The sequence below is a fragment of the Arthrobacter sp. alpha11c genome (assembly GCF_054149985.1).
In genome coordinates this window covers 322,598-345,709 of the sequence record NZ_CP196747.1, presented here as the reverse complement: position 1 = coordinate 345,709, position 23,112 = coordinate 322,598, and the positions used below count along the sequence as shown (strand labels likewise).

At 61.3% G+C, this 23,112-nt stretch carries 16 protein-coding genes and 3 tRNA genes; 10 read left to right on the top strand and 9 right to left on the bottom strand.

Annotation, left to right across the window (positions count from 1 at the left end; translation table 11 throughout):
* Window positions 1-2 precede the first annotated feature (2 nt).
* Window positions 3-2,111, top strand: a complete 2,109-nt coding sequence (locus ACTAQJ_RS01560) for an FtsX-like permease family protein (protein ID WP_498700248.1) — start codon at window positions 3-5, stop codon at window positions 2,109-2,111.
* Window positions 2,078-2,467: an ABC transporter permease gene (locus ACTAQJ_RS01555; protein WP_498702135.1), complete on the top strand. Its 390-nt coding sequence runs from the start codon at window positions 2,078-2,080 to the stop codon at window positions 2,465-2,467. Before ACTAQJ_RS01560 ends, ACTAQJ_RS01555 begins: the two co-directional genes overlap by 34 nt.
* A 118-nt stretch (window positions 2,468-2,585) precedes the next feature.
* On the opposite strand, the gene metG is transcribed toward ACTAQJ_RS01555, so the two are convergent.
* The 8 genes from metG to ilvD form a co-directional block, all read right to left on the bottom strand.
* On the bottom strand, window positions 2,586-4,145 hold the full coding sequence (metG, locus tag ACTAQJ_RS01550; RefSeq protein WP_498700247.1) for a methionine--tRNA ligase: 1,560 nt from the start codon (window positions 4,143-4,145) through the stop codon (window positions 2,586-2,588).
* A gap of 103 nt (window positions 4,146-4,248) precedes the next feature.
* Window positions 4,249-5,004, bottom strand: a complete 756-nt coding sequence (locus ACTAQJ_RS01545; RefSeq protein WP_431115569.1) for an ABC transporter ATP-binding protein — start codon at window positions 5,002-5,004, stop codon at window positions 4,249-4,251.
* Complete coding sequence (locus tag ACTAQJ_RS01540; protein ID WP_498700244.1) at window positions 5,001-7,811, bottom strand: FtsX-like permease family protein; 2,811 nt, start codon at window positions 7,809-7,811, stop codon at window positions 5,001-5,003. The genes ACTAQJ_RS01545 and ACTAQJ_RS01540 overlap by 4 nt, the downstream gene beginning before the upstream one ends.
* Before the next feature lie 210 nt (window positions 7,812-8,021).
* Window positions 8,022-9,617 (bottom strand): phosphoglycerate dehydrogenase, encoded by a 1,596-nt coding sequence (serA, locus tag ACTAQJ_RS01535; RefSeq protein WP_498700242.1) that lies wholly within the window; start codon window positions 9,615-9,617, stop codon window positions 8,022-8,024.
* A gap of 268 nt (window positions 9,618-9,885) precedes the next feature.
* On the bottom strand, window positions 9,886-10,911 hold the full coding sequence (gene ilvC / locus ACTAQJ_RS01530; RefSeq protein ID WP_263422329.1) for a ketol-acid reductoisomerase: 1,026 nt from the start codon (window positions 10,909-10,911) through the stop codon (window positions 9,886-9,888).
* Window positions 10,912-10,979: 68 nt separating this feature from the next.
* Window positions 10,980-11,492, bottom strand: a complete 513-nt coding sequence (gene ilvN, locus ACTAQJ_RS01525) for an acetolactate synthase small subunit (protein ID WP_216923893.1) — start codon at window positions 11,490-11,492, stop codon at window positions 10,980-10,982.
* 2 nt (window positions 11,493-11,494) lie between these two features.
* Window positions 11,495-13,399, bottom strand: a complete 1,905-nt coding sequence (locus ACTAQJ_RS01520; RefSeq protein WP_477515133.1) for an acetolactate synthase large subunit — start codon at window positions 13,397-13,399, stop codon at window positions 11,495-11,497.
* A 291-nt stretch (window positions 13,400-13,690) separates the two neighbouring features.
* On the bottom strand, window positions 13,691-15,412 hold the full coding sequence (gene ilvD / locus ACTAQJ_RS01515) for a dihydroxy-acid dehydratase (RefSeq protein ID WP_477520101.1): 1,722 nt from the start codon (window positions 15,410-15,412) through the stop codon (window positions 13,691-13,693).
* 230 nt (window positions 15,413-15,642) lie between these two features.
* Between ilvD and ACTAQJ_RS01510 the strand changes: the two genes are divergently transcribed.
* From ACTAQJ_RS01510 to ACTAQJ_RS01495, 4 genes are all read left to right on the top strand, one after another.
* Window positions 15,643-16,626 (top strand): sunset domain-containing protein, encoded by a 984-nt coding sequence (locus ACTAQJ_RS01510; protein WP_498700239.1) that lies wholly within the window; start codon window positions 15,643-15,645, stop codon window positions 16,624-16,626.
* A gap of 49 nt (window positions 16,627-16,675) precedes the next feature.
* Window positions 16,676-17,821, top strand: a complete 1,146-nt coding sequence (locus ACTAQJ_RS01505; RefSeq protein ID WP_477515131.1) for a PQQ-dependent sugar dehydrogenase — start codon at window positions 16,676-16,678, stop codon at window positions 17,819-17,821.
* A 116-nt stretch (window positions 17,822-17,937) separates the two neighbouring features.
* A tRNA-Lys gene (locus ACTAQJ_RS01500) sits at window positions 17,938-18,013 on the top strand.
* A 194-nt stretch (window positions 18,014-18,207) separates the two neighbouring features.
* Window positions 18,208-18,280 (top strand) — tRNA-Lys (locus tag ACTAQJ_RS01495).
* Window positions 18,281-18,420: 140 nt separating this feature from the next.
* Here the strand turns inward: ACTAQJ_RS01495 and ACTAQJ_RS01490 are convergent.
* The gene (locus ACTAQJ_RS01490; RefSeq protein ID WP_477515130.1) at window positions 18,421-18,879 is read right to left on the bottom strand and encodes a MarR family winged helix-turn-helix transcriptional regulator; all 459 of its coding nucleotides are present in this window, start codon (window positions 18,877-18,879) and stop codon (window positions 18,421-18,423) included.
* Between the two features lie 85 nt (window positions 18,880-18,964).
* On the opposite strand from ACTAQJ_RS01490, the gene bcp reads away from it, so the two are divergent.
* The 4 genes from bcp (at window position 18,965) to ACTAQJ_RS01470 (ending at window position 23,091) form a co-directional block, all read left to right on the top strand.
* Entirely contained in the window at window positions 18,965-19,438 is a 474-nt protein-coding gene (gene bcp / locus ACTAQJ_RS01485) for a thioredoxin-dependent thiol peroxidase (protein ID WP_477515129.1), read from the top strand.
* 63 nt (window positions 19,439-19,501) lie between these two features.
* Window positions 19,502-19,583: transfer RNA gene (locus tag ACTAQJ_RS01480), tRNA-Leu, on the top strand.
* Between the two features lie 255 nt (window positions 19,584-19,838).
* Window positions 19,839-21,506 (top strand): ABC transporter substrate-binding protein, encoded by a 1,668-nt coding sequence (locus ACTAQJ_RS01475; protein ID WP_498700234.1) that lies wholly within the window; start codon window positions 19,839-19,841, stop codon window positions 21,504-21,506.
* 79 nt (window positions 21,507-21,585) lie between these two features.
* Entirely contained in the window at window positions 21,586-23,091 is a 1,506-nt protein-coding gene (locus tag ACTAQJ_RS01470) for a malate:quinone oxidoreductase (protein WP_498700232.1), read from the top strand.
* Window positions 23,092-23,112: the final 21 nt, after the last annotated feature.

The window sequence follows — 23,112 nt, the reverse complement described above, 5'->3', positions numbered from 1 at the left end:
GCATGCTGCGCGTAGCTCTCTCCCAATTGACGACGCACTTCCGGCGATTCGTCGCAATCGGGCTCGCCGTGATGCTGTCCGTCATGTTCCTCTCCGCCACGCTCATGGTGGGCGCGAGCACCACTGCTTCCCTTGGCGCCAGTATCGGCGAGGCCTACCGGAACGCGGATCTTATTGCTGCATCCAAGAACGGTGAGGCTTTCAGCCAGGCCGCGGTGGATGCCGCGACGTCCGCGCCGGCGGTCAAGGACCACTACGCCGAGCGATCCACCTACGTGACGTTTGTGGCCGGTGGTGGTGAGCAGCAGGGCCGGCTTCGAAATGTGGCGCCGTCATCCCTGGAGGGCGCAGTCTTGTCCTCAGGTTCCATGCCGTCGCAGCCCTTCGAAGCCGTCGTCGACGTCAAGACCGCGGAGCATCTCGGACTCACCGTTGGAAGTTCGCTTGAGCTGCACGGTGCCGGACCCATCAAGAACGCCAAGGTGAAAGTTACCGGCCTGATTCAGGCCACAAATGATCCCTTCTCGTCCTCGGCGGCCCAGCTTGTCGCTTCAGAGTCCGTACTGAACGCGGTGCAGGATGCCGGAGCAGGATATTCGGGACTGCAATTCATCCTCCAACCCGGCGAAAACGTCTCCGCAGCGAAGGAGTACATCGCGCACCGCATGGAAGCGGCAGGCGCCGACGCCCCCATCCTGGAAACCGCGCAGGAGAAGGTCACATCCACGGTGGCCATGCTGAGCGCCGGTCAGGACCAACTCACAGTGGTACTGCTCGCCTTTGCCGGTGTCGCTATCCTCGTCTCCACTCTGGTGGTGGCCAATACGTTCTCCGTGCTGGTAGCCCAGCGAACAAGGGAACTGGCGCTTCTTCGGTGCCTCGGCGCAGGACGGTCCCAGATCCGCAGATCGGTCATGCTGGAGGCACTGGTGGTTGGATTCATTTCCTCCGTGCTTGGCGTGGTTGCCGCAACCGGCCTCATGTACGGGCTCATCGCCTGGGCGAAGACACAGCCTGAGCAGGCTTTTGCCACCCTGGCCGTACCGCCGTCGGCAATCATCGCCGGCCTTGTGGCCGGAACGTTGCTGACAGTCGTTGCAGCCCTCGTCCCCGCCAAAGCTGCTACCGCGGTCGCTCCTCTGGCTGCCCTAAGACCTGCCGATGACGCTGCTATTGGCAACCGGCGCGGCAAGGTCCGCCTGATTCTGGGCCTGTTAGCGCTCCTCGGCGGAGCTTCACTGTTAATATTCGGCAGCACCACCGTCTCGCTGCTGATTGCCTTGCTCGGAGGAGCCCTCTCCTTTGTGGGGATCCTGCTGTGCTCAACCCTGTTCATTCCCACGGTAGTGGCCTTGGCCGGACGTTTGGCCGCACCTGTGGGTGTTCCCGGGAAGCTGGCCGCAGTCAACGCCACGCGCAACCCCGCCCGTACGTCGGCTACCGCCGCGGCTTTGCTGATTGGCGTCACTCTGGTGTCCCTGATGATGACCGGCGCCGCAACCTCACGGCAAGCTTTCGACGATACCCTCGCAGAGAACTATCCGGTGGACCTTGCAGCGATGACCGCGGCTGGTGCCATTGGCTCCAGCAATACCGCTGTCTCCCGTATCAAGGCAATCGACGACGTGGATAGCGCAGTCCTGCTCCCAGCTGTCGGTACCCTTGCCGAGGCCACGCCTGATGGCGGAAATACCGTCTATTCACTTTCCGCAGCCGATGCCGCGTCCGTGCTGCGGGACAGCACATTGCAGCCAGGCCCCGGTGCCGTCTACCTGCCTGAGGACTCCACAGGCGGAGCCGCGAAAATCTCGACGGCGGCCGGTCCCGTATCGCTGGATGCCAAGGTCCTGCGGACGCGTCACATCCCACCCTTCGTTGAGACCTCCAGCATCCCTTCCAGTGCCTTGCCGGAAATGCCCGGCATGGTGTGGGTGAAACTGGACGACTCAGTATCGGCCGACCGTGTCCAGGCCATTCAAAAGGAAGTGGCCGCAGCTTTGGGCGTACAGGAGCGCACTGTCAGCGGCGCTGCCATCGAGCGCGTGACTTTAACAGCATTATCGACGTCCTGTTGCTGGTGGTCACAGGCTTGCTGGGCGTGGCCGTGGTGATTGCCCTGATCGGTGTGGCGAACACGTTGTCCCTCTCCGTCCTTGAACGAACGCGCGAGAACTCCTTGCTGAGGGCACTGGGCCTGACGAAGGGCCAACTCCGGGGAATGCTCGCGATCGAGGCCGTGCTCGTAGCCGGTGTGGCCGCAGTCCTGGGTGCAGGCATCGGCATCGTCTATGGTTGGCTCGGCGCCCAAGCCGCTCTTGGTGGTGTGGCTGATGTTGTTCCGGCGGTTCCGTGGCTGCAGCTCGCAACGGTATTCGGCGTGGCTGTGGTGGCGGGTTTGCTGGCCTCCGTGATTCCTGCCCATCGTGCAGCCCGGCTGTCTCCTGTGGAGGGTCTGGCCGCGGCCTGATCCCCCTCCCACATCGACCTGCCATATGAGAAATGCTCTCTCACTTCCTTCCCTTGAACGGGAGGATGTGAGAGAGCATTTCTGTTTTAGGGCAGTTATGTGCGAGAGGGAATGGTGCCTAGGCTTCCGCCGGTTCCTCGTAGCGCGGGAAGATCGGCGCCGGAGCCGGAAGTTCAGTTCCCGGAACGATCGGCGTGGCGATGGCAGCAAACTGCCTGGCATCGCCTTCGGGCTGTCCGAGCACCTCAAGGAGCTTGGCGGAAGAGGAAGGCATCACCGGCTGGGCGAGGATCGCCACGATACGGACAACTTCCAGGGTGACGTACAGCACGGTATTCATCCGCTCGACGTCGGTCTTCCGCAGCACCCACGGGGCCTGATCGGCGAAGTAGGCGTTGGTGTCGCCCAGCACTGTCCAGATAGCCTCCAGGGCGCGGCTGAACTCCTGCTTGTCAAAGGCGCCCCGGGCGGTAGCCAGCAGCCCTCCGGCCTTGGCGAGCAGCGCGTTGTCCTCGGCCGTGAACTCTCCGGGGACGGGAACCTTGCCTTCACAGTTCTTCGCGACCATGGACAAGGAACGCTGGGCAAGATTGCCGAAGTTGTTGGCCAGGTCCGAATTCATGCGGCCCACGATTGCCTCATGGTTGTAGCTGCCATCGGCGCCAAAGGGGACTTCCCGGAGGAAGAAGAACCGGCACTGGTCCAGCCCGTACTGCGCCACGAAGTCCTGTGGGGCGACAACATTGCCCAGGGACTTGGACATCTTCACGCCGTTGTTGGTCAGGAAGCCGTGGATCATGACGCGCTTGGGCAATGCGAGCCCTGCGCTCATGAGGAATGCCGGCCAGTAGATCGCATGGAAGCGGGAAATGTCCTTGCCGATAACGTGGACATCGGCTGGCCAGAATTTCCTGAAGGACTCGGACTCGACGTCCGGGTATCCGGCGCCGGTGAGGTAATTCGTCAAGGCATCCACCCAGACGTACATGACGTGCTTCTCATCGCCCGGAACAGGGACACCCCAGTCGAAGGTGGTACGGCTGATGGAGAGATCCTCAAGTCCGCGCTTCACAAAGCTGATGACCTCGTTGAACCGGGACTGCGGCGCACCAAACTCAGGCTGTGCCTCATAGAGGGCCAGGAGCTTCTCCTGGTAAGCGGACAAGCGGAAGAAGTAGCTCTCCTCAGCTGTCCACGTGACGAGGGTATCCGTCTCTTTCGAGTAGCGGAGGCCGTCTTCCTTGACGACGGTATCGTCCTCAACGTAATACGCTTCGTCGCGGACCGAGTACCAGCCCTCGTACTTGGACAGGTAAATGTCACCGTTCGCTTCCATCTTCTTCCAGATGGCTTGCGACGCCGTGTAGTGGTCCGTGTCCGTGGTGCGGATGAAACGGTCATGGGAGATTCCCAGGTCCTGGCTCATCTGCTTGAACGCCGCCGAGTTGCGATCCGCGAGCTGCTTGGCGGTAATGCCTTCCTTCTCGGCCGACTGCTGCATCTTGAGCCCGTGCTCGTCCGTGCCGGTCATGAAGAACACCTCATGGCCGTCGAGGCGCTTGAAGCGCGCCATGGCATCAGTCGCGATGACCTCGTAGGCGTGTCCGATGTGCGGCACGCCATTGGGGTAGCTGATAGCGGTGGTGATGTAGAACGGGGATTTCTCTGCAGACGTCACTCTAAGAAGTTACCTTTTTTTCGGATGGAATGACTGGACCGGCCGCAAATGACGGCCGGTCCGGTCTGTGCCGGATATTCCGGCGAAGGAGCAGTCTTGCGGACTAGTTCAGTTCGGTCAGCGTATCGCTGAGCCGGACCAGTTCGTGGTCGTGTGAAGCCACGAGCACGGCGATGCCATCACTCGTGGTGTCCTTCAGGATGCCGATGATGCGGTTGGCTGCAGCACGGTCCAGGCTGGCAGTGGGCTCATCCACCACCAGCACGCGGGTGCCCAGGATCAGGGCCCTCGCGATTGCCACACGCTGGCGCTCACCGCCGGAAAGCTGGGCGGGACGGTGCCGCATGCGGCGTCCGAGGCCCACCAGGTCCAGGAGGTCCTTGGCCATCTCCGTGCGCTGTTCCACTTCTCCATCCGGCACGGCGGGCAGCAGCACGTTCTCGAGGGCGCTCATGCCGTCGATCAAGGCGCCGCCCTGATCGACGTAGCCAATCAAGGCACGGCGCCTGTCAGCGATCTCGTCGTCGCCCATGGACGCCAGAGACTGGCCTTCCCAAAACACGGTGCCCGACGTCGGCAGGGTCAGCCCGGCGCTGACGGTCAGGATACTGGTCTTGCCCGAGCCGCTTCGGCCGGCGATGCAATGCATCTCGCCCGCGTGCAGGGTGAGGTTGAAGTCATCCACGACGTCGACTTCCTCGGCGCCGCCCTTGTCTCCGCCGTAGTGGATGGTGACGCGGCTGAGCTCCAAGGGTGTGGCGTGGTCGGATGCCCGGATGATGGTGTTGGCACGGGTCTGCAGCGACTCGTCCGTGGATTCCGGGGTCGCCGTCAGCTCGGGGTTGAGGTTGTCAGTCATTTGACTACTTTCGTTGCAATCGGAATCCAGCAAATTACGGCCAGCAGCCCGGCCAGTCCGGCCCAGAGTGCTGCGTACGGAGCAAGGAGCAGCCCCAGTCCAAGGGCACCAAGGACGCCCAAGGGAAGCGCCACGGTGCCGACAAGTGCATTTTCAAAGAAGCGGACCTGGCCCAGCATGTCCGGGTTCCAGCCCATGGCACGCAAAGTGCCCAGATACTCGCGCTTGGCGTGGAGCTCGAACCGCCCGGTCACGAGTGTGAGCAGCAGACCCACAACCACGCCGAACACAGCGAGGATCACGCTTGGCAAGGCGATGCTCGCCGCGGCCAGCCCACTCAAGGCACTGGCTCCTGCTGCCCGGGGAATGTCGATCAACAGTGCGATCAAGGCCCCCACTGCGGCACCGAAGACGCCTACCGCCACGGCCAGCGAGACTGAGTTGAAACGGTTGGTAGTGAGCTGCCTGTTGGCGAACGTCAAGGGCGAATCAACAGTGACGAGGCGTTCATCATGCTGGGGTTCCTGGTCTACCTCCACGCGGTGACGCAGCTGCTGGGCAGCCAGCAACGCAGCGCCCACGTAGATGATGAGCATGGTCACTGAGACGATCACAGTGGCAAGGTTCCAACTGAGCAGGCTCAAAATGATCCCTGCCGCGGCCAAGGCAGCCGCGCCCACAGCGAACTCTTCGAGCACCCAGGACCTGACGCGCTTCTGCGTCCAGCCCATTGCCCTCAGGATGCCTGCTTCGCTCCGGCGCTGCCGGATGTAGCTGACCGTCGAGGCACCAGTCAGGAGCGTGGCGCCAAGAAGCGTCAGGAAGAGCAGGGTGATGTTAGTCCCTGTCAGCGAACCCGAAACGGCGTCAGCCGCGTCCTGCCGAACCCAGGACTGCTGGACAGTGCCCAGCGGAGATTCCTTGCCGGCGTCGTCCTTGCTGTACCCGGGGACGAAGATATTGGCGTCTTCGCGGGCGGAACCCGCCACCACGGTCGCTTCAAGGCCGAGTTCACGGATCTGGGCAGCGAGCTTTTCAACGTCCGGCTGGGCCTGCTTCCACGTTCCAGTGGCAGTGGCGCGGACACGGATGGCGTCGATGACGTCGGCGTTGGTGTCATAGCCACGGGCTGCGGCCAGGCCGTAATAGTCAGTGATGGCGCCGGCCGACTGGCTGACCAGACCTGTGGCGCTCAGTGATGGCTTCAGGACAGTGCCATTGGCATCCTTGCCCTCAGCGTCCTTGCTCAGTGTCAAGGGAGCCGGGTCATAGCCGCCCAATGGGAGCTTGTTGACGTCACCGGCTGCGGCCTGAACGTCTGCCGGATTAAAGGTGCCGTACACCATCGGCATGGGAGTCGCGGGCTTTTTTCCGGTTTCCAGGTCTTCCCGGTAGGAGCGCTCATCCACAGGCTTGCGTTGGGTCTGGTCTACCGCTGCGCCGAAGGACGACTTTTCCGGAAGGCGGTTGACTGTCACCCAGTCCCCCGGCGTTGCAGTCTTGTCCGAAGCACCATTGGAGGCTTCGTCGCCCTCCTTGTAGTTCGGGGCTGCAGCAAAAGCAGTACTCCAGGTCGCCGGGTTGTAAAGTCCCTGGCTGAAGGAGGCAGTACTGCCCAGGAGTTGGCTGTGGTCAGTTGAACCCGGCCATTCAAGGGCAAACGGGGCCTTGGAAACGAACGGCAGGTAATCCTTGTCCAGGGACCGCGTTACAGTGCCGACATCCTTGACTACTTTGCCCGTGTTGTCGATTTCCTCGATCTTGACCGAGTACTTCAAATCCAGGGACGTTCCCGAGCGAACAATCAGCGGAATGGCCTGGGAGTCATCGGTCAGCAGTCCGTCACGCTTTGCCTGCTGGTACTGCGTCATCAAGGGGGCCCAGTATTTCAGCTTCACACCCAGGAAATCGGGTCCTTCTTCAAGCTGGTTCATGCTGAGGCCGCTGGTGAAGAGGCTTTCGAAGTGCCGTCCAATAGCGCCTGCATTGCGGGCGTCCGCTGGCGGAGCCTTCTCCAGGGGTGCAAGGAAATCACCTGCGGAGCCCAACAACGCCCGCTCGGAGGCAGGATCGACGGCGACGACGGACTCAGTCACCTCCGGCGCCAGTGGAAGCGCCACCGAAAGATTGAAGAGGTTGTGCTCCGAGCCCAGTGCTGGAGCGGGGAACTTAATCCCGGTCTCGCCGTCGGGACCTGCGATCCGGACATTCGAACCACCGGCAGCCTGTTCCTGGATCAGACGGCCCTTGCCCAGGGTGCCTTCGGCGCTCGTCTTGAAAAGGGTTTGCTGGTTGACGCCATCGGAGCTTGTGGCGGAGGCCGTCAGCCGATACTTCTTGGGCGTGTCGGACAAAACGGATTCAGCTGCGGGCCACTTGCTGGAGTCCATGGCCGAGGGGTCCCCTGCAGTTATGCCACCGGCAAGGCCGGCGTTGTACCCCAGATAGTCCATGGCATTGAGGCGCGGAGCCTCGAGGTTCTGCGAAACGCGCGAAACGAGGCTGATGGGAGCAGCGACTGCCGTCTGGCCCATGGTGCGGATTTTCTCCAGCTGCTCAAAGCTGATGCCGCCCTGCCCATTGGCGATTTCCGGCTGGATCAGTGCACCGCCGTCCCCGTCCTGTGAGGGGTCCGGCTTTGCCTGGACCAGGATGTCGTAGAGTCCCCGCGAGTTCTCATCCACAGTCCTGTTCAGAGCGGCCTGTGACTGGCTCTGGACTAGGACGGACAAGCACATCGCGACGATCAAAATGGCCGCGGTCAGCAGCAGCACACGGCTTCTGATGAACCTTTGGACGGCGTTCATTGGGCTCCCTGAGACCTTGATTGCGGGCGCGCACACATGCTCCGTGAATCCTTGAAAAACACAAAGGAATTCCGGGCTCTATGTGCAAAAAGTAGTGGCCGGCCTGCTGCCGGGTCCGAATCCCGGACCAAGCCATTGTAAGCAGACCGACCACCGTTGCGTGTCAGTGGTGTGTCCCCGGCACGCGAACTTGGCTGATGAGGAGCAGTCCTAGTCCTCCAGGTCCACCTCGCGGACCATGTCGGCGCCAATGCCCGCCTTGATGGCTTCCAGTACCTGCTGCGGAACAGAACTGTCGATGGTCAGGAGCGCAAGCACCTGGCCTCCCTCGGTCTGGCGTGCAACCTGCATGCCGCCGATATTGATGTTGTTCATGCCCAGGATGTGGCCGATGGTGCCAATGACACCGGGACGGTCCGCGTAGGCCACCACCACCAAGTGCTCACTGATGGGGATTTCCACGTCATAGCCGTTGACGCCAACGAGCTTCTCCACTTGCTTGGGTCCGGTCAGGGTACCGGCAACGGAGATCTGGGAACCGTCGCTGAGCGCACCACGGATCGTGAGGACGTTGCGGTAGTCCTCGGCGTCCGGGGTGGTGATCAGGCGGGTATTAATTCCGCGCTGCTCTGCGATGACAGGTGCGTTGACGTAGGAGACCTGCTCTGTGACGACATCGGCGAAGACGCCCTTCAAAGCAGCGAGCTCAAGCACCTTGACGTCCAGTGCGGCAATCTCGCCGGCAACCTCGACGTCGATCTGGGTCAGCGACGCATGGGTCAGCGCCGTGAAGATCCGGCCGAGCTTTTCGATCAGCGGGATGCCCGGGCGGATGTCCGGAGCGATCACACCGCCTGCGACGTTCACGGCATCCGGCACGAGCTCGCCGGCGAGGGCAAGGCGTACGGACTTGGCCACCGAGACACCGGCCTTTTCCTGGGCCTCGTCCGTGGAGGCGCCCAGGTGCGGGGTGACCACCACGTTGTCCAGTTCGAAGAAAGGCAGATCCGTGCTGGGTTCCTTGACGAAGACATCCACGCCGGCACCGGCAATCTGGCCTTCCTTCAGGGCGATGTAGAGGGCTTCCTCATCCACCAGGCCGCCACGGGCCACGTTGATGACGTAGGCTGTTTCCTTCATCTTGCGGAAGGCGTCGGCGCCAAGCATGCCCACCGTCTCGGGCGTCTTGGGCATGTGGATGGTGATGAAGTCGGAGTTTTCCAGAAGTTCATCCAGGGTGACCAGCTTGACCCCGAGCTGTGCGGCACGAGCGGCCGTGATGTAGGGGTCGTACGCCAGGATCTCGGTTTCGAACCCCTGAAGGCGGGCTGCCACGAGGGCGCCGATACGGCCCAGGCCGATGATGCCGATCTTCTTCTCGAAGAGTTCGATGCCGGTGTACTTGGAACGCTTCCACTCACCGTTCTTCAGCGCGGAGCTCGCCTGGGGAATGTGGCGGGCGAGGCTCAGGATGTGGCCGACCGTCAACTCGGCTGCTGAAACGATGTTGGACGTCGGTGCGTTGACGACCATGACACCGGCCTGCGTTGCGGACTTGATGTCCACGTTGTCCAGTCCCACGCTGGCCCGGGCGATGACCTTAAGGTTCTTCGCAGCGGCAATGGCTTCGGCATCAACCTGGGTTGCCGAGCGAACCAGGATTGCGTCGACGTCGGCGATGGCGGACAGCAGCTGGGAACGGTCGGCGCCGTCGGTTTGGCGGATTTCAAAGTCCGGGCCCAATGCCTCGACGGTGGCGGGTGAAAGTTCCTCAGCGAGGAGGACGACGGGTTTGGTGGCTGACACGGGGTGGCACCTTACTTTGGACAACTTTGGGACAGTACTGGACAAGGAGCGGATGCGGGGCCCGGACACGACGCCGGGACCAGCCCAGAATATCGAACCTGGACAGGGATTCCGGTGCCGGTGAACGATGTTACGGCCCGGTTGAGGTTGTTGTGAAGAATTTCACAGGACGCTGTGTTGGGAGGAGCGGCCGCGAAACAGCGACGCCCGCCCGGCTTTGTTCGCCGGACGGGCGTCGGTTTCAGTGCCTAAGGCACTGGGCAAAACGTCAGCGGGCTGCGGAGCCTTCAACGTAGTCCTGGTCCTGCTGCTGCCAGGAGAACAGGGAACGCAGCTCGCGGCCAACCTCTTCGATCGGGTGCTGCTCTGCCTTGGCACGCAGTTCCTTGAACTCGACGGCGCCGTTGTCCTGGTCCTCGATGAAGCGCTTGGCGAAGGCACCACTCTGGATGTCCGCGAGGACAGCCTTCATGTTTTCCTTCACCTCGGGAGTGATGACGCGGGGGCCGGAAACGTAGTCGCCGTACTCTGCGGTATCGGAGACGCTCCAGCGCTGCTTGGCGATGCCACCTTCCCACATGAGGTCAACGATGAGCTTGAGCTCGTGAAGGACCTCGAAGTAGGCGATCTGCGGCTGGTAGCCGGCTTCGGTGAGGGTTTCGAAGCCGTACTGGACCAGCTGGGAAACGCCGCCACAAAGGACGGACTGCTCGCCGAAGAGGTCCGTTTCGGTTTCTTCGGTGAAGGTGGTCTTGATGACGCCGGCGCGGGTGCCACCGATGGCCTTGGCGTAGGACTTGGCCAGCTCCCAGGCGGAACCGGATGCGTCCTGCTCAACAGCGATGATGTCCGGGATGCCGCGGCCGGCTTCGAACTCGCGGCGCACGGTGTGGCCCGGAGCTTTTGGAGCGATCAGGATGACGTCAACGCCTGCAGGGGGCTCGATGTAGCCGAAGCGGATGTTGAAGCCGTGGGCGAAGGCGAGTGCCTTGCCTTCAGTCAGCTTGTCCTTGATGGAGTCGTTGTAGATCGAGCGCTGGTGCTGGTCCGGCGCGAGGATCATGATGACGTCGGCCCATTCAGCGGCGTCGGCAACGTTCTTGACCGTGAAGCCGGCGTCCTCTGCCTTGGCGGTCGACTTCGACCCTTCCTTCAGCGCGATAACAACCTCGACGCCGGAATCGCGCAGGTTCAGTGCGTGCGCGTGGCCCTGGGAACCGTAGCCGACGATGGCAACCTTGCGGCCCTGGATGATCGACAGGTCTGCGTCGTCGTCGTAGAACATTTCAGTCACTTGCGTAACTCCTCTTGAGTGGTTTTTCGTAGATATTGATGTGGTGCTGCGGTTACTGGACGCAACGCTCACGCGGAGCGTAGCGCCCGGTCACTCATGGAGCGGGATCCCCGTCCAACGGCCAAGGTGCCGGACTGCACGATTTCACGGATGCCGAACGGCTCGAGCACTGAGAGCAGTGCGGCGAGCTTCTCGGGGGTACCGGTTGCCTCGATCACCAACGAGTCTGTAGACACGTCGACGACGGCGGCACGGAACAGGTCTGCAGCTTGGGTTACCTGCAGGCGTGTCGCGGCATCCGCACGTACCTTGACCAGGATGTGGTCGCGTTGTACGGAAGATTCGGAAGTCAGCTCAACGATCTTGATCACATTGATCAACTTGTTGAGCTGCTTGGTGACCTGCTCGATGAGGTCGCCGTCGGCATCGACGACGACCGTCATGCGGGACATGCCGGGAACCTCGGTGGGTCCCACAGCCAGTGAATTGATGTTGAACGCGCGCCGGGCGAAGAGGCTGGCTACGCGGGTCAGCACGCCGGGCTTGTCTTCGACCAGAACGGACAGTGTGTGGCGGCTCATGCCTAGTCCTCCTCTTCCCATTCCGGGGTCATATTGCGGGCAACCTGGATCTGGTCATTGCTGACACCTGCCGGCACCATTGGCCACACCATCGAGTTGGGGCTGACGACAAAGTCGATCACGACGGGGCGGTCGTTGATTTCGAGTGCCTTCTGGATGGTGGCATCGATGTCTTCGTCCCGTTCACAACGCAGTGCGGCACAACCATAGGCGTCCGCCAGCTTGACGAAGTCCGGAATGCGGACGGTGTCGTGGCCGGTGTTCAGATCCGTGTTCGAGTAACGGCCTTCGTAGAACAGTGTCTGCCATTGGCGGACCATGCCCAGCGAGGAGTTGTTGATAATGGCAACCTTGATCGGGATGTTGTTGATGGCGCAGGTGGCCAGCTCCTGATTGGTCATCTGGAAGCAGCCGTCGCCGTCAATGGCCCAGACCACGCGGTCCGGTTCGCCGACCTTGGCACCCATTGCTGCCGGAACCGAGTATCCCATGGTTCCGGCCCCACCGGAGTTCAGCCAGGCGTGGGGGCGCTCGTACTTGATGAACTGCGCAGCCCACATCTGATGCTGGCCAACGCCGGCCACATAGATACCTTCCGGACCTGTGAGTTCGCCGATGCGCTTGATCACGCGCTGCGGTGCCGTCAGTCCGTCCTCGGGCTCAGTCCAACCCAAGGGATAGGTGTCGCGCAGGTTGCCCAGGAACGCCCACCATGCGTCCAGGTCCGGTGCACCGCTCTGCTCGAACTGCGTCTTCACGGCTTCGGTCAGTTCCGGAATGATCTCCTTCACCGAACCGACGATCGGAACATCGGCCGTCCGGTTCTTGGAGATTTCCGCGGGATCGATGTCCGCGTGGATCACCTTGGCGAAGGGAGCAAATGTCTTCAACACTCCTGTAACGCGGTCATCGAACCGGGCACCGAGGGTGATGAGGAGGTCTGCCTGCTGCAAGGCGGTGACTGCAGATACGGAACCGTGCATGCCGGGCATTCCAACATGAAGCGGGTGTGAGTCCGGGAAAGCGCCGCGGGCCATCAGCGTAGTGACTACCGGCGCTCCGGTTGCCAACGCCAATTCCATGAGTTCCGCAGAGGCGTGTCCCTTGACCACACCGCCGCCCACATAGAGAACAGGCTTGCGGGAGGCTGCGATCAGCTTGGCAGCCTCGCGGACCTGCTTGCTGTGACCACGGACCACAGGACGGTAGCCCGGCAGGTCAACCTTCGGCGGCCACGAGAACGTCATCTGGCCTACCTGGGCGTCCTTGGCAATGTCAACCAGGACGGGTCCCGGGCGGCCGGTGGAAGCAAGATGGAAGGCTTCGGCCATGACATGCGGGATGTCGTTGGGGTCGGTTACCAGGAAGGAGTGTTTGGTGATGGGCATGGTGATGCCCACGATGTCCGCTTCCTGGAACGCGTCCGTCCCAATGACGCCACTGGCGACCTGACCGGTAATGGCTACCATCGGCACGGAGTCCATGTGGGCGTCCATGATAGCGGTAACGAGGTTGGTGGCACCGGGTCCCGAGGTGGCGATGCAAACGCCAACCCGTCCGGTAACCATGGCGTAGCCTTGCGCGGCGTGGCCGGCTCCCTGTTCGTGACGGACCAGGATGTGATTCATGCTGGAGGCCATCAAGGGGTCGTAGGTGGGCAGGATCGCGCCACCGGGCAAACCGAAAATATCGTCCACGCCGAGTTCTTCGAGCGAACGGACAATTGCTTGCGAGCCGGTCATCACCGTTGGGGGTACAACGTTGTTCGGCCCAAGTACAGGAGAGAGAGGTGCAGCAGTGTCGACGACGACGGCCTCAGCCGTACGGTCGACCTTATCCGGAGCCTTTGGGGCTCCAGCGGACTTTGCAGCCATCAGCGAGGGGCTGATCGGCGATCCTTTGCTCATCGGACTCTTCCTTTGTGGATCTTCAATTGATGGGTCTTGCTTCGGGGAATAAAAAAACCCCTCAGCCTTCCGGCTTTTCGAGGGGTTGCGCGTGACAGTTCGTTACCAGTCGGGCTAAGCCACGCGCTTGGTAAGTACGACGACGCCGACGGTAACGAATGAGATCATGCGTTCAGTGTTCCCTCTAAGTGAGATACGTGTCAATTGACCACTATCGTATCTCACCATATGGACAGTGGTGTCCGTCTGCCGGACTCCCCCACCCAAAGGTTGGGGAGTCCGGGTCAGGCATCAGCCGCAGTAAGCTCCGGTCGAGGCGCTGTGGACCAACTTTGCGTACTTGGCCAATACACCCTTCGTGAACTTCGCCGGCAGGGGCTCCCAGCCAACCTTGCGGGCTTCAAGCTCAGCTTCGTCCACCAGGAGGTCGAATGAACGCGCAGCGATGTCCACACGAATGCGGTCGCCGTCCTGGACGAAGGCGATGGGACCGCCGTCGACCGCTTCAGGCGCAACGTGCCCAATGCACAAACCGGTGGTACCGCCGGAGAAGCGGCCATCGGTCAGCAGCAGCACATCCTTGCCCAGTCCGGCGCCCTTGATGGCACCGGTGATCGCAAGCATTTCGCGCATGCCCGGACCACCCTTGGGTCCTTCATAGCGAATGACCACGACGTCGCCCTTGTGGATCTCACCATTGTCCAGTGCGTTAAGGGCCCCTTGCTCGCGCTCGAAGACGCGGGCCGTGCCCTCGAAGACGTCGGCGTCGAAGCCGGCGCTCTTCACCACAGCCCCTTCCGGAGCCATGGTGCCGTGCAGGATGGTGATGCCACCGGTCTTGTGGATGGGGTTGTCCAGCGCCCGAAGGATTTTGCCGTCAAGGTCCGGCGGGTTGATCGAGGCAAGGTTCTCGGCGAGCGTCTTGCCTGTGACGGTGAGGCAGTCACCGTGCAGCAGCCCGGCGTCGAGAAGCGCTTTCATGATGACCGGCACGCCGCCGATCTTGTCCACGTCAGTCATGACGTAGCGGCCGAAGGGCTTCAGGTCACCGAGGTGCGGGATTTTGTCGCCAATGCGGTTGAAGTCATCCAGGGTCAGTTCAACCTCGGCTTCGCGCGCAATGGCGAGCAAGTGCAGGACTGCGTTGGTGGATCCACCGAACGCCATGGTGACCGCGATGGCATTTTCGAATGCCTTCTTGGTCATGATGTCGCGGGCGGTGATTCCGAGGCGAAGCAGGTTCACCACGGCTTCGCCGGACTTGCGTGCAAAGTCATCGCGACGGCGGTCTGCCGAGGGCGGAGCGGCGGAACCCGGGAGGGACATGCCCAGCGCCTCGCCAATGCAGGCCATGGTGTTGGCCGTGTACATACCGCCACAGGCGCCTTCGCCGGGACAAATGGCTTTTTCGATGCGGGTGAGGTCCTCCATGCTCATCTTGCCTGCTGCGCAGGCGCCGACAGCCTCGAAGGCATCAATGAGCGTGACTTCCTTCTCCGAGCCGTCCTCGAGCTTGACCCATCCGGGCATGATCGATCCGGCGTAGAGGAAGACGGAGGCGAGGTCCAGCCGGGCAGCAGCCATGAGCATGCCGGGAAGGGACTTGTCGCAACCAGCCAGGAGAACCGAGCCATCGATGCGCTCGGCCTGCATTACGGTTTCGACAGAGTCCGCGATGACCTCGCGGGAAACGAGCGAGAAGTGCATGCCCTCGTGGCCCATGGAAATACCGTCCGAGACGGAGATGGTGCCGAACTGCATAGGGAATCCGCCACCGGCGTGGACGCCTTCCTTGGCGCCCTGCGCAAGACGATTGAGGGAAAGGTTGCAGGGGGTAATTTCATTCCACGAACTGGCGACACCAATTTGCGGTTTGGCGAAGTCGTCATCCCCCATCCCCACTGCACGGAACATGCCACGCGCGGGCGCGGCATGAATTCCGTCGGTCACGACCCTGCTGCGGGGCTTGATGTCCGGTTTGGTATCTGTCGCAATTTGGGTGGCGTCGCTCATGGTCCAAAGTCTATGTGTCAACGGCAGCGGCCCACGACGTAATCGAGCCGGGTTAAGCACGAAGAGAAGAATATTTCCTCGTCACCGACGGAAAATCCTGCCATTTCCACGACGTCACCAACTGCATCACAACCAGGGTTGGACGGCCCCGAAACGCTGGACACCCCATTTGCAGCCACGTAACGTCGGAAATACCACTAACTGCACCCTGTGAGCAGAAGGGCCTCACCATGGACTGGTTGATTTGGGTCATTGTTATTGTGCTGATCGTCGCGATTGTTTGGTGGCTCCTGAGCCGCAACAACGCCAGGAATTCCTCAACTGCACCATTGGGCACGGCCCCTGGCACCGGGGCTCCCGGGCGGCCGGGCACTGCCGCACCCGCTGCCATGGAACCCAGCGACACGATGTCGATGCCCGATACAGCCGCGGCGGTGGCTGGCGTAGCGGGCCTGGCTGGGGTTACGAATATGGGGAAGGCGGCCTCTGAGGGCAGCGGCCCCGTCGAATCCAGTATGGAATCGCGCGTCGAAACCGAAGCTGCCGGTGGACCGCCGGTGGACGAACCTGTCATTGAAACGCCCGAGGTCGACGAACCAGTGGTCGATGAACCAGTGGTGGACACGGATGCACAGGTCACTGCCGGGGATGTCGATGACTGGGAGGCTGCCGGAACGCCGGCATCTGCACCCACGGCGGCCGAGCCTCCAGTTTCCGAGCCTCCAGTGGCGGAGCCCGTAGTTTCCGAACCAGCGGTTTCTGAATCCGCTGAGGGAGTGACCGCGGATGACGTTACGCGCGCCGATGACTCGCCCAAAGTGGACGAGTCAGCAGCCAACGCCGCAGATAAGGCTGAGTGGGAATCCTCGTGGACGGATGCAAGCGGCACTGCCGTCCACCATCACGAATACACGGATCAACACTCGGCCACGCTGGCAGGGGCGGAAACCGCGGCAGCTGAAACGGACGATGACGATTCAACGACACCAACGGGCCATCTCGCCGCCGAGCATCCATACGGAGTTGGCTCAGCAGGAGCCGCGGCAGACGGCAGTGGCCCCGAGGGCTACCCGGTGAAGGCGGACGCTTCGACCATGACCTATCACGATGAAGATACCGCCGGCTACGCCGAAGCCACCGCGGATGTGTGGTTTGAATCGGCTGCGCACGCGGAAGCGGCCGGCTTCCGCCCTCCTCCACGGAACAGGCACTGAGCGGAACAGGCACTGAGCGGAACAGGCACTGAACAGAACAGGCTGGTTGATGCCCGCCCGGACCGCAGTCCTGCTTCCGGCCGCTTTTTTACTGGCGGCCCTGCTGTCAGCTTGCACGGGTAGTCCGTCGTCGCCAGGTTCGGCCGCCACGCCTGACGGCTCCATCATTTCCAGCGTCCCCGTCTCGCCAGGGAAGGGCACTGCAACTGAGTCAGCGCCACCTGCTGTTCCACAAAAACTGGAGGTACAGCAAAAGCTCGACGCCGGCCTGCAGCTGCCGTGGTCCGTCGTCTTCCTGCCGGACGGCACAGCCATCGTGTCCGAGCGCGATTCGGCCCAGGTCAAAAGCATTCGTGACGGCCGGACAACGACCATCGGCGAGGTTGACGGCGTCGAACCTGGTGGTGAAGGTGGGCTTCTGGGCCTTGCCCTGTCTCCTGCCTTCGCCAATGACCGTTGGCTTTACGCCTATTTCACGTCAGCAACCGACAACCGGATCGCCAGAATGCGCTTGTCGGAAGAGCCCGGAGGCACTTTGAGGCTTGGCGGCCCTGAGGTGGTCTTTTCCGGCATATCCAAGGCTTCAACCCATAACGGCGGCCGGATCCGTTTTGGCCCTGACGGATTCTTGTATGTGGGCACCGGCGATTCACAGCGCCGGGAACAGCCACAGGATACACACGCCTTGGGCGGAAAGATCCTGCGGCTGACTGCCGAAGGACGCCCCGCTCCGGGCAACCCGTTCGGTGAGAACCCCGTCTATAGCTATGGACACCGGAATGTTCAGGGTTTGGCGTGGGACAGCGAAGGAAGGTTGTGGGCCAGCGAGTTTGGTCCGGACGTGGACGACGAACTGAACCTGATTACCCCTGGTGGCAACTATGGCTGGCCAACAGTGACAGGAGCCCCGGGCCGCAGCGGGTTCGTTGATGCCAAGGTTGTTTGGCCTTCAACCTCTGAGGCATCGCCCAGCGGATTGGAAATTGCCGACGGCGTGGCCTACACCGGAGCCCTTCGTGGCCAGCGGCTTTGGGCCATCCCGCTGAACGGCGACAAGGCGGGTTCGCCTGTGGCTTACTTCACAGGCGAGTATGGTCGACTGAGGGACGTCGCCAAGGCTCCCGACGGGACGTTGTGGGTCCTCAGCAACAACAGAAACCCTGATTTTGCGCTGATTTTGAGGCCCTCTTCGTGAACCTACAACCCTTGGCGCCGCCGATTTCCCTCATCCGCCGAAGTCGTGTAGAGTTACATGTCGTTGCGGAGATCGCCGAGGGAACAAAAGCCCCGGGTTGGTCGAAATCGACAGCTGCACCTCTAGCTCAACTGGCAGAGCAATTGACTCTTAATCAATGGGTTCCGGGTTCGAGTCCCGGGGGGTGCACCAAGGAAAGGCCTTGGAGTGATATTCACTCCAAGGCCTTTTTTCGTTGCCTTCTTGCGGTCGAACACTACTCTTCGTGGAATGCATCACGTTGAGATAATTCTGGTTAGCGGCCGTCGAAAAGTGGTGTAGAGTTATCTGTCGTTGCGGGCGTCAATGGAGAATATGACTCCTTCGTATTGACCGAAACAATAGCTGCACCTCTAGCTCAACTGGCAGAGCAATTGACTCTTAATCAATGGGTTCCGGGTTCGAGTCCCGGGGGGTGCACAGAATAGGAAAGGCTCCGGATCGTTGCTACGATCCGGAGCCTTTCCTGCTTACTGAGGCCTTTCCTGCTTTCCCACGCCGGGAAATTCTTTCACCGGCGAGGGTAAGGGAATAAGTCAGCCCGTTCGGGCGGCTCGGCCTCAAACCTGCGGGTTGATGTCCCCCGCCGTGCGGTCAAGCGCGGGCATTCCGGCAAGTCCCCGGACCACGATCTTGAGTTCGTCGCGCAGCCGGGCGGTGTCGACCTCAACCAGGGCGAGCACGTCCTGCTCAAGCCGCACTGCTTCGGCCAAAGCAGAGGAGCCGGCGTCCGTGAGCGTCACAACGTGACTGCGGCGATCCGAGTCGCTGCGCTGACGACTGACATGCCCGTGCAGCTCAAGCCTTGCAAGAGTGGTGCCCATGGTCTGCGCCTTGACCCTGGCAACTTCAGCCAAAGCCGCCTGCGTAATGGGCCCTTTCGCAGCAAGGACTTCCATGGCGATCACGCCGGCATGCGTCAGTCCGATGTTCTTCAATTTTTCATTCCATGAGATTTCCACGAGTCGCGCAGCCGTTGAAAGCAATCGCGTGGTGGGCCATCTCTCCATATCTGGCATGCCGACAGTATATGCGTGTGGAAGCTGTTGCCGTTGCTTCTGGCCACTAAGCTGGGGAGTCGCGAACGTTAGCAAGGAGCAAATTATGGCGGAACGTCTTATTCCCGGTGATGTAGCCCCGGACTTCACACTTCAAGACCAAGATGGCAACGACGTCAGTCTTTCGGACTTCCGTGGACGGAAGGTCATTGTCTACTTTTATCCGGCAGCATCTACGCCCGGCTGCACCAAGGAGGCCTGTGATTTCCGGGACAACCTCGCGTCCCTCCAGACTTCGGGTTATGAAGTAGTGGGAGTCTCTCCAGATTCCGTGAAAGCACTGGCCAAGTTCGCAGGGGAAGAACAGCTGACGTTCCGTATACTCTCGGACGCAGAGCATTCGGTAGCCGAGGCCTATGGCGCCTGGGGCGAGAAAAAGAACTATGGCCGCACCTACATGGGCCTGATCCGTTCCACGATCGTGGTGGACCCGGACGGAAAGGTCAACCTGGCACAGTACAACGTTAGAGCCACGGGCCACGTCGCCAAGCTCCGCCGCGACCTCAAACTCGACAAGTAGCGGGTACACTGGAGGCCGGAAGAAGGCTCCGGTCAGCCCATAGGGCAGTCCAGCGGCCAGCCAGCGCGAGTGGTGAAATTGGCAGACACGCAGGATTTAGGTTCCTGTGCCTTCGGGCGTGGGGGTTCAAGTCCCCCCTTGCGCACAGCAGTTGGAACAACACGTCAGTTGGAGCAACACGAAGCAACACGGCAGCAACACAGTGGTGAAAAACCACGGATTCTTCAAACACCCCCGGTTCGTTGAGCACTTCATTCGGACCGGGGGTGTCCTTTCCTCAAGCAGACGGGGACCATGCCTCGCAACGCGCCTGAACCGGCAACCGGGGCGTTCAACTAGACTGGAATGCGGTCTGGCCGAAGCCGGCCACAGCACTTCCGACCGGCTTGAGGGGACAAGAGTGGCAAGCAGCAAGATAGGGCGGCTGGGAATACTGTGCACGGCAGTCCTCGTGATTTTGGGACTGGCATCATGTACCGGGACGCCGGGGCCCACAGCGTCGTCATCGGCAAGCAGCACAGCAGTTACGGAGCCGACGGCTACCTTCAATTTCGGTACAGCATCCATGCCGTTGGGCCTTGACCCGGCAATGACAGCAGATTCGGAGTCGTACCGCGTGACCCGCCAGGTCCTTGAGGGGCTTGTAGGCGTGGACGGCACCACCGGGCAGACTACCCCCCTGCTCGCCACGGAATGGAAAGACAGCAACAACGGGCTGAGCTACGACTTCAAGCTCCGTGAAAAAGTGACCTTCCATGATGGAACGCCGTTCGATGCCGCCGCAGTTTGTGCCAACTTCAACCGCTGGTTTACGTTTCCCGCCGACCTGAGGAAACAAGCGCCCGGGATCTCCTTCCAAAGTGTTTTCAAGGCCTATTCGGACGAGCCAGTGTTTTCGATCTTCAAGGACTGCAAGGTTGTTTCCGCCAGCAACGTCCAGATCAACCTCACCCGACCCTTCACAGGTTTCCTGCAGGCACTGACGCTGCCTGCCTTTGCGATATCCTCCCCCACCGCCCTGGAAGGGCAGAAGGCCAACGTCCTGGACAAGGTGCAAAATGGCCAGGCAGTGTCCGCCTACGCCAGCCATCCGGTGGGGACAGGTCCTTACGCATTCACTGCCTGGGACGAACACAAGATCACGTTGGCCAGCTATAAGGGCTACTGGGGCAACAGGGGCCAAATCGGCGTTATCAATTTCATTCCTTACGACCACGCCGAAACGCGCCAGCAAGCGCTCCTGGACGGCAAGATCGACGCCTACGATCTGGTGACGTCCGGCACCTTTGATCAACTGGTCAAAAAGGGCGTCCAGATCATCCAGCGTGACCCTTTCTCGGTGATGTACCTCGGCATGAACCAAGCGGTTGCACCCTTGGACAAGCTGGAGGTCCGCCAAGCCATCGAGATGGCTATTGACAAGGAATCGCTCATCCGCAGGTTCTTCATCGACAACACGGCGCAAGCTTCACAATTTGTTCCCCCGAAGCTCAGTGGTTTCAACAACAATGCCCCGTCGTTGGGATACAACCCGGAGAAGGCGAAGGATCTGCTGGAGAAGGCCGGCTACAAAGGCGAGGAACTGAAGTTCTATTACCCGCTGAACGCCACGCGGGCCTACATGCCCACGCCAGAGAAGATCTACGCCGAGATCAGCCGCCAGCTGGTTGCGGTAGGCATCAACATCAAACCGGTTCCCGTGGACTGGGAGGATGGCTACCTCCAAAAGGTGCAGTCCCCTGGCGATCACGCCCTGCACCTCCTGGGCTGGAATGGCTCCTATGCGGATGCTGACAACTTCCTGGGTCCGCTTTTCGGAGAAGCCAGGGGTGAGTTCGGATATGCGGATTCGGAAGTTTTCCACAAGATCGAGCGGGCCCGCGCCCTGCCCGACGGCGATGACCGCAACACCCTGTACCAGTCCATCAATGCCGAGATAGCGGCGTCGGTACCGGCCGTGCCCATAGCCTTCCCTATCTCTGCGCTGGCCCTGTCCGACAAGGTGGAAAGCTATCCCGCTTCACCTGTCCTCAACGAAGTTTTCACAAACGTCCGCTTAAAGCCTTGACGATTCCCTGTAATTTCAGTATTGCGTCTGCCCGGGGATATTCTGTGACAGCCAGTGCCGCCGCTAACGGAGATTGATCGTGACCTTCATTTCCAAGACTCAACATGCCGACGTCGTCCTTATTGGCGGCGGAATCATGAGTGCCACCCTTGGTGCGTTCATCAAGCAACTCGAACCCACCTGGACCATCTCCCTCTTTGAACGACTCGACGAAGCGGGACTCGAAAGCTCCGGACCATGGAACAACGCCGGCACCGGACATGCTGCGCTGTGTGAGCTTAACTACTCCCCCGCGGCCAAGGACGGCTCCGTGGATCCTTCCAAGGCCATCCACATCAATGAGCAGTTCCAACTTTCGCGCCAGTTCTGGTCCCATCTGGTGGACAGCAATGTCATTGGCTCCCCCAAGGGCTTCATCAACACTGTTCCGCACATGAGCTTCGTCATCGGGGACGATCACGCGAACTTCCTGAAGACCCGGTACGAGGCCCTCAAGCCCAACACGCTGTTCCGCAGCATGGAATACACCGAAGACCAGGACAAGATCGCCAAGTGGGCGCCCCTCATCGTCAAGGGCCGGGACCGCAAGCAGCGTGTTGCCGCCACCCGCGCGGCGGAAGGCACCGACGTCGATTTCGGCGCGCTGACCCGTGAGCTGACAGGCTACCTGCGGGACACCGGCGCCGAGGTCAACTTTGGTCACGATGTCACCAACATTCATCGTGCATCAGGCGGCGGATGGGACCTTTCCCTCAAGCACCCCAAATCAGGTGAGCACGGCCGCATCCACGCCAAGTTCGTCTTCGTGGGCGCCGGCGGTGGAGCACTCCACCTGCTGCAGGCCTCGGGCATTCCGGAAAGCAAGGGTTATGGCGGATTCCCCGTCTCCGGCCAGTTCTTCCGCTGCACAGACGAAGCCATCACCTCACAACACAGCGCCAAGGTCTACGGCCAGGCATCTGTTGGCGCTCCACCCATGTCCGTCCCCCATCTGGATACCCGGTTTGTTGAGGGCAAGCGTTCCCTCCTCTTTGGGCCGTACGCTGGTTTCTCCACGAACTTCCTGAAGACCTCCAGCTACCTTGACCTCCCGCTGTCCATCCGACCGGGGAACATTATTCCGATGCTTGCTGTGGCCAAGGACAATATGGACCTCACGGCGTACCTCATCAAGGAAGTGGCCAAGCGCCACGAGGCCAAGGTCGAATCCCTGCGTGAGTACTATCCCGAGGCCGTTGGCAATGATTGGGAACTGATCACTGCGGGCCAACGCGTCCAGATCATCAAGAAGCACCCGCAAAAGGGCGGCATCCTGCAGTTCGGCACTGAGGTCATCGCGTCCCGCGATGGTTCCATCGGCGCCCTTCTGGGTGCGTCTCCGGGAGCTTCCACTGCTGTTCCGATCATGATTGAACTGCTCCAGAAGACGTTCCCCAAGAACTTCAAGGGTTGGCAGTCCAGGCTCAAGGACATGATGCCGGGCTATGGCGTGAAGCTTAACGAGAACCCTGAGCTTGCCGCAGAGCTTGAGGCAAGCACTGCACAGTCATTGCAACTGGAAGTGGCCAACGCCCTCCAGGGCTAGGCCGGCCGGGGCTGCGGCCGG

What these genes read in the sequence shown, in the direction of transcription:
- ACTAQJ_RS01560 (WP_498700248.1), top strand. Translation starts at nt 3, where the DNA reads ATGCTGCGCGTAGCTCTCTCCCAATTGACGACGCACTTCCGGCGATTC.
- ACTAQJ_RS01545 (WP_431115569.1), bottom strand. Translation starts at nt 5,004, where the DNA reads ATGACTGACAACCTCAACCCCGAGCTGACGGCGACCCCGGAATCCACG.
- ACTAQJ_RS01540 (WP_498700244.1), bottom strand. Translation starts at nt 7,811, where the DNA reads ATGAACGCCGTCCAAAGGTTCATCAGAAGCCGTGTGCTGCTGCTGACC.
- ilvN (WP_216923893.1), bottom strand. Translation starts at nt 11,492, where the DNA reads ATGAGCCGCCACACACTGTCCGTTCTGGTCGAAGACAAGCCCGGCGTG.
- ACTAQJ_RS01520 (WP_477515133.1), bottom strand. Translation starts at nt 13,399, where the DNA reads ATGAGCAAAGGATCGCCGATCAGCCCCTCGCTGATGGCTGCAAAGTCC.
- ilvD (WP_477520101.1), bottom strand. Translation starts at nt 15,412, where the DNA reads ATGAGCGACGCCACCCAAATTGCGACAGATACCAAACCGGACATCAAG.
- ACTAQJ_RS01510 (WP_498700239.1), top strand. Translation starts at nt 15,643, where the DNA reads ATGGACTGGTTGATTTGGGTCATTGTTATTGTGCTGATCGTCGCGATT.
- ACTAQJ_RS01505 (WP_477515131.1), top strand. Translation starts at nt 16,676, where the DNA reads ATGCCCGCCCGGACCGCAGTCCTGCTTCCGGCCGCTTTTTTACTGGCG.
- ACTAQJ_RS01490 (WP_477515130.1), bottom strand. Translation starts at nt 18,879, where the DNA reads ATGCCAGATATGGAGAGATGGCCCACCACGCGATTGCTTTCAACGGCT.
- bcp (WP_477515129.1), top strand. Translation starts at nt 18,965, where the DNA reads ATGGCGGAACGTCTTATTCCCGGTGATGTAGCCCCGGACTTCACACTT.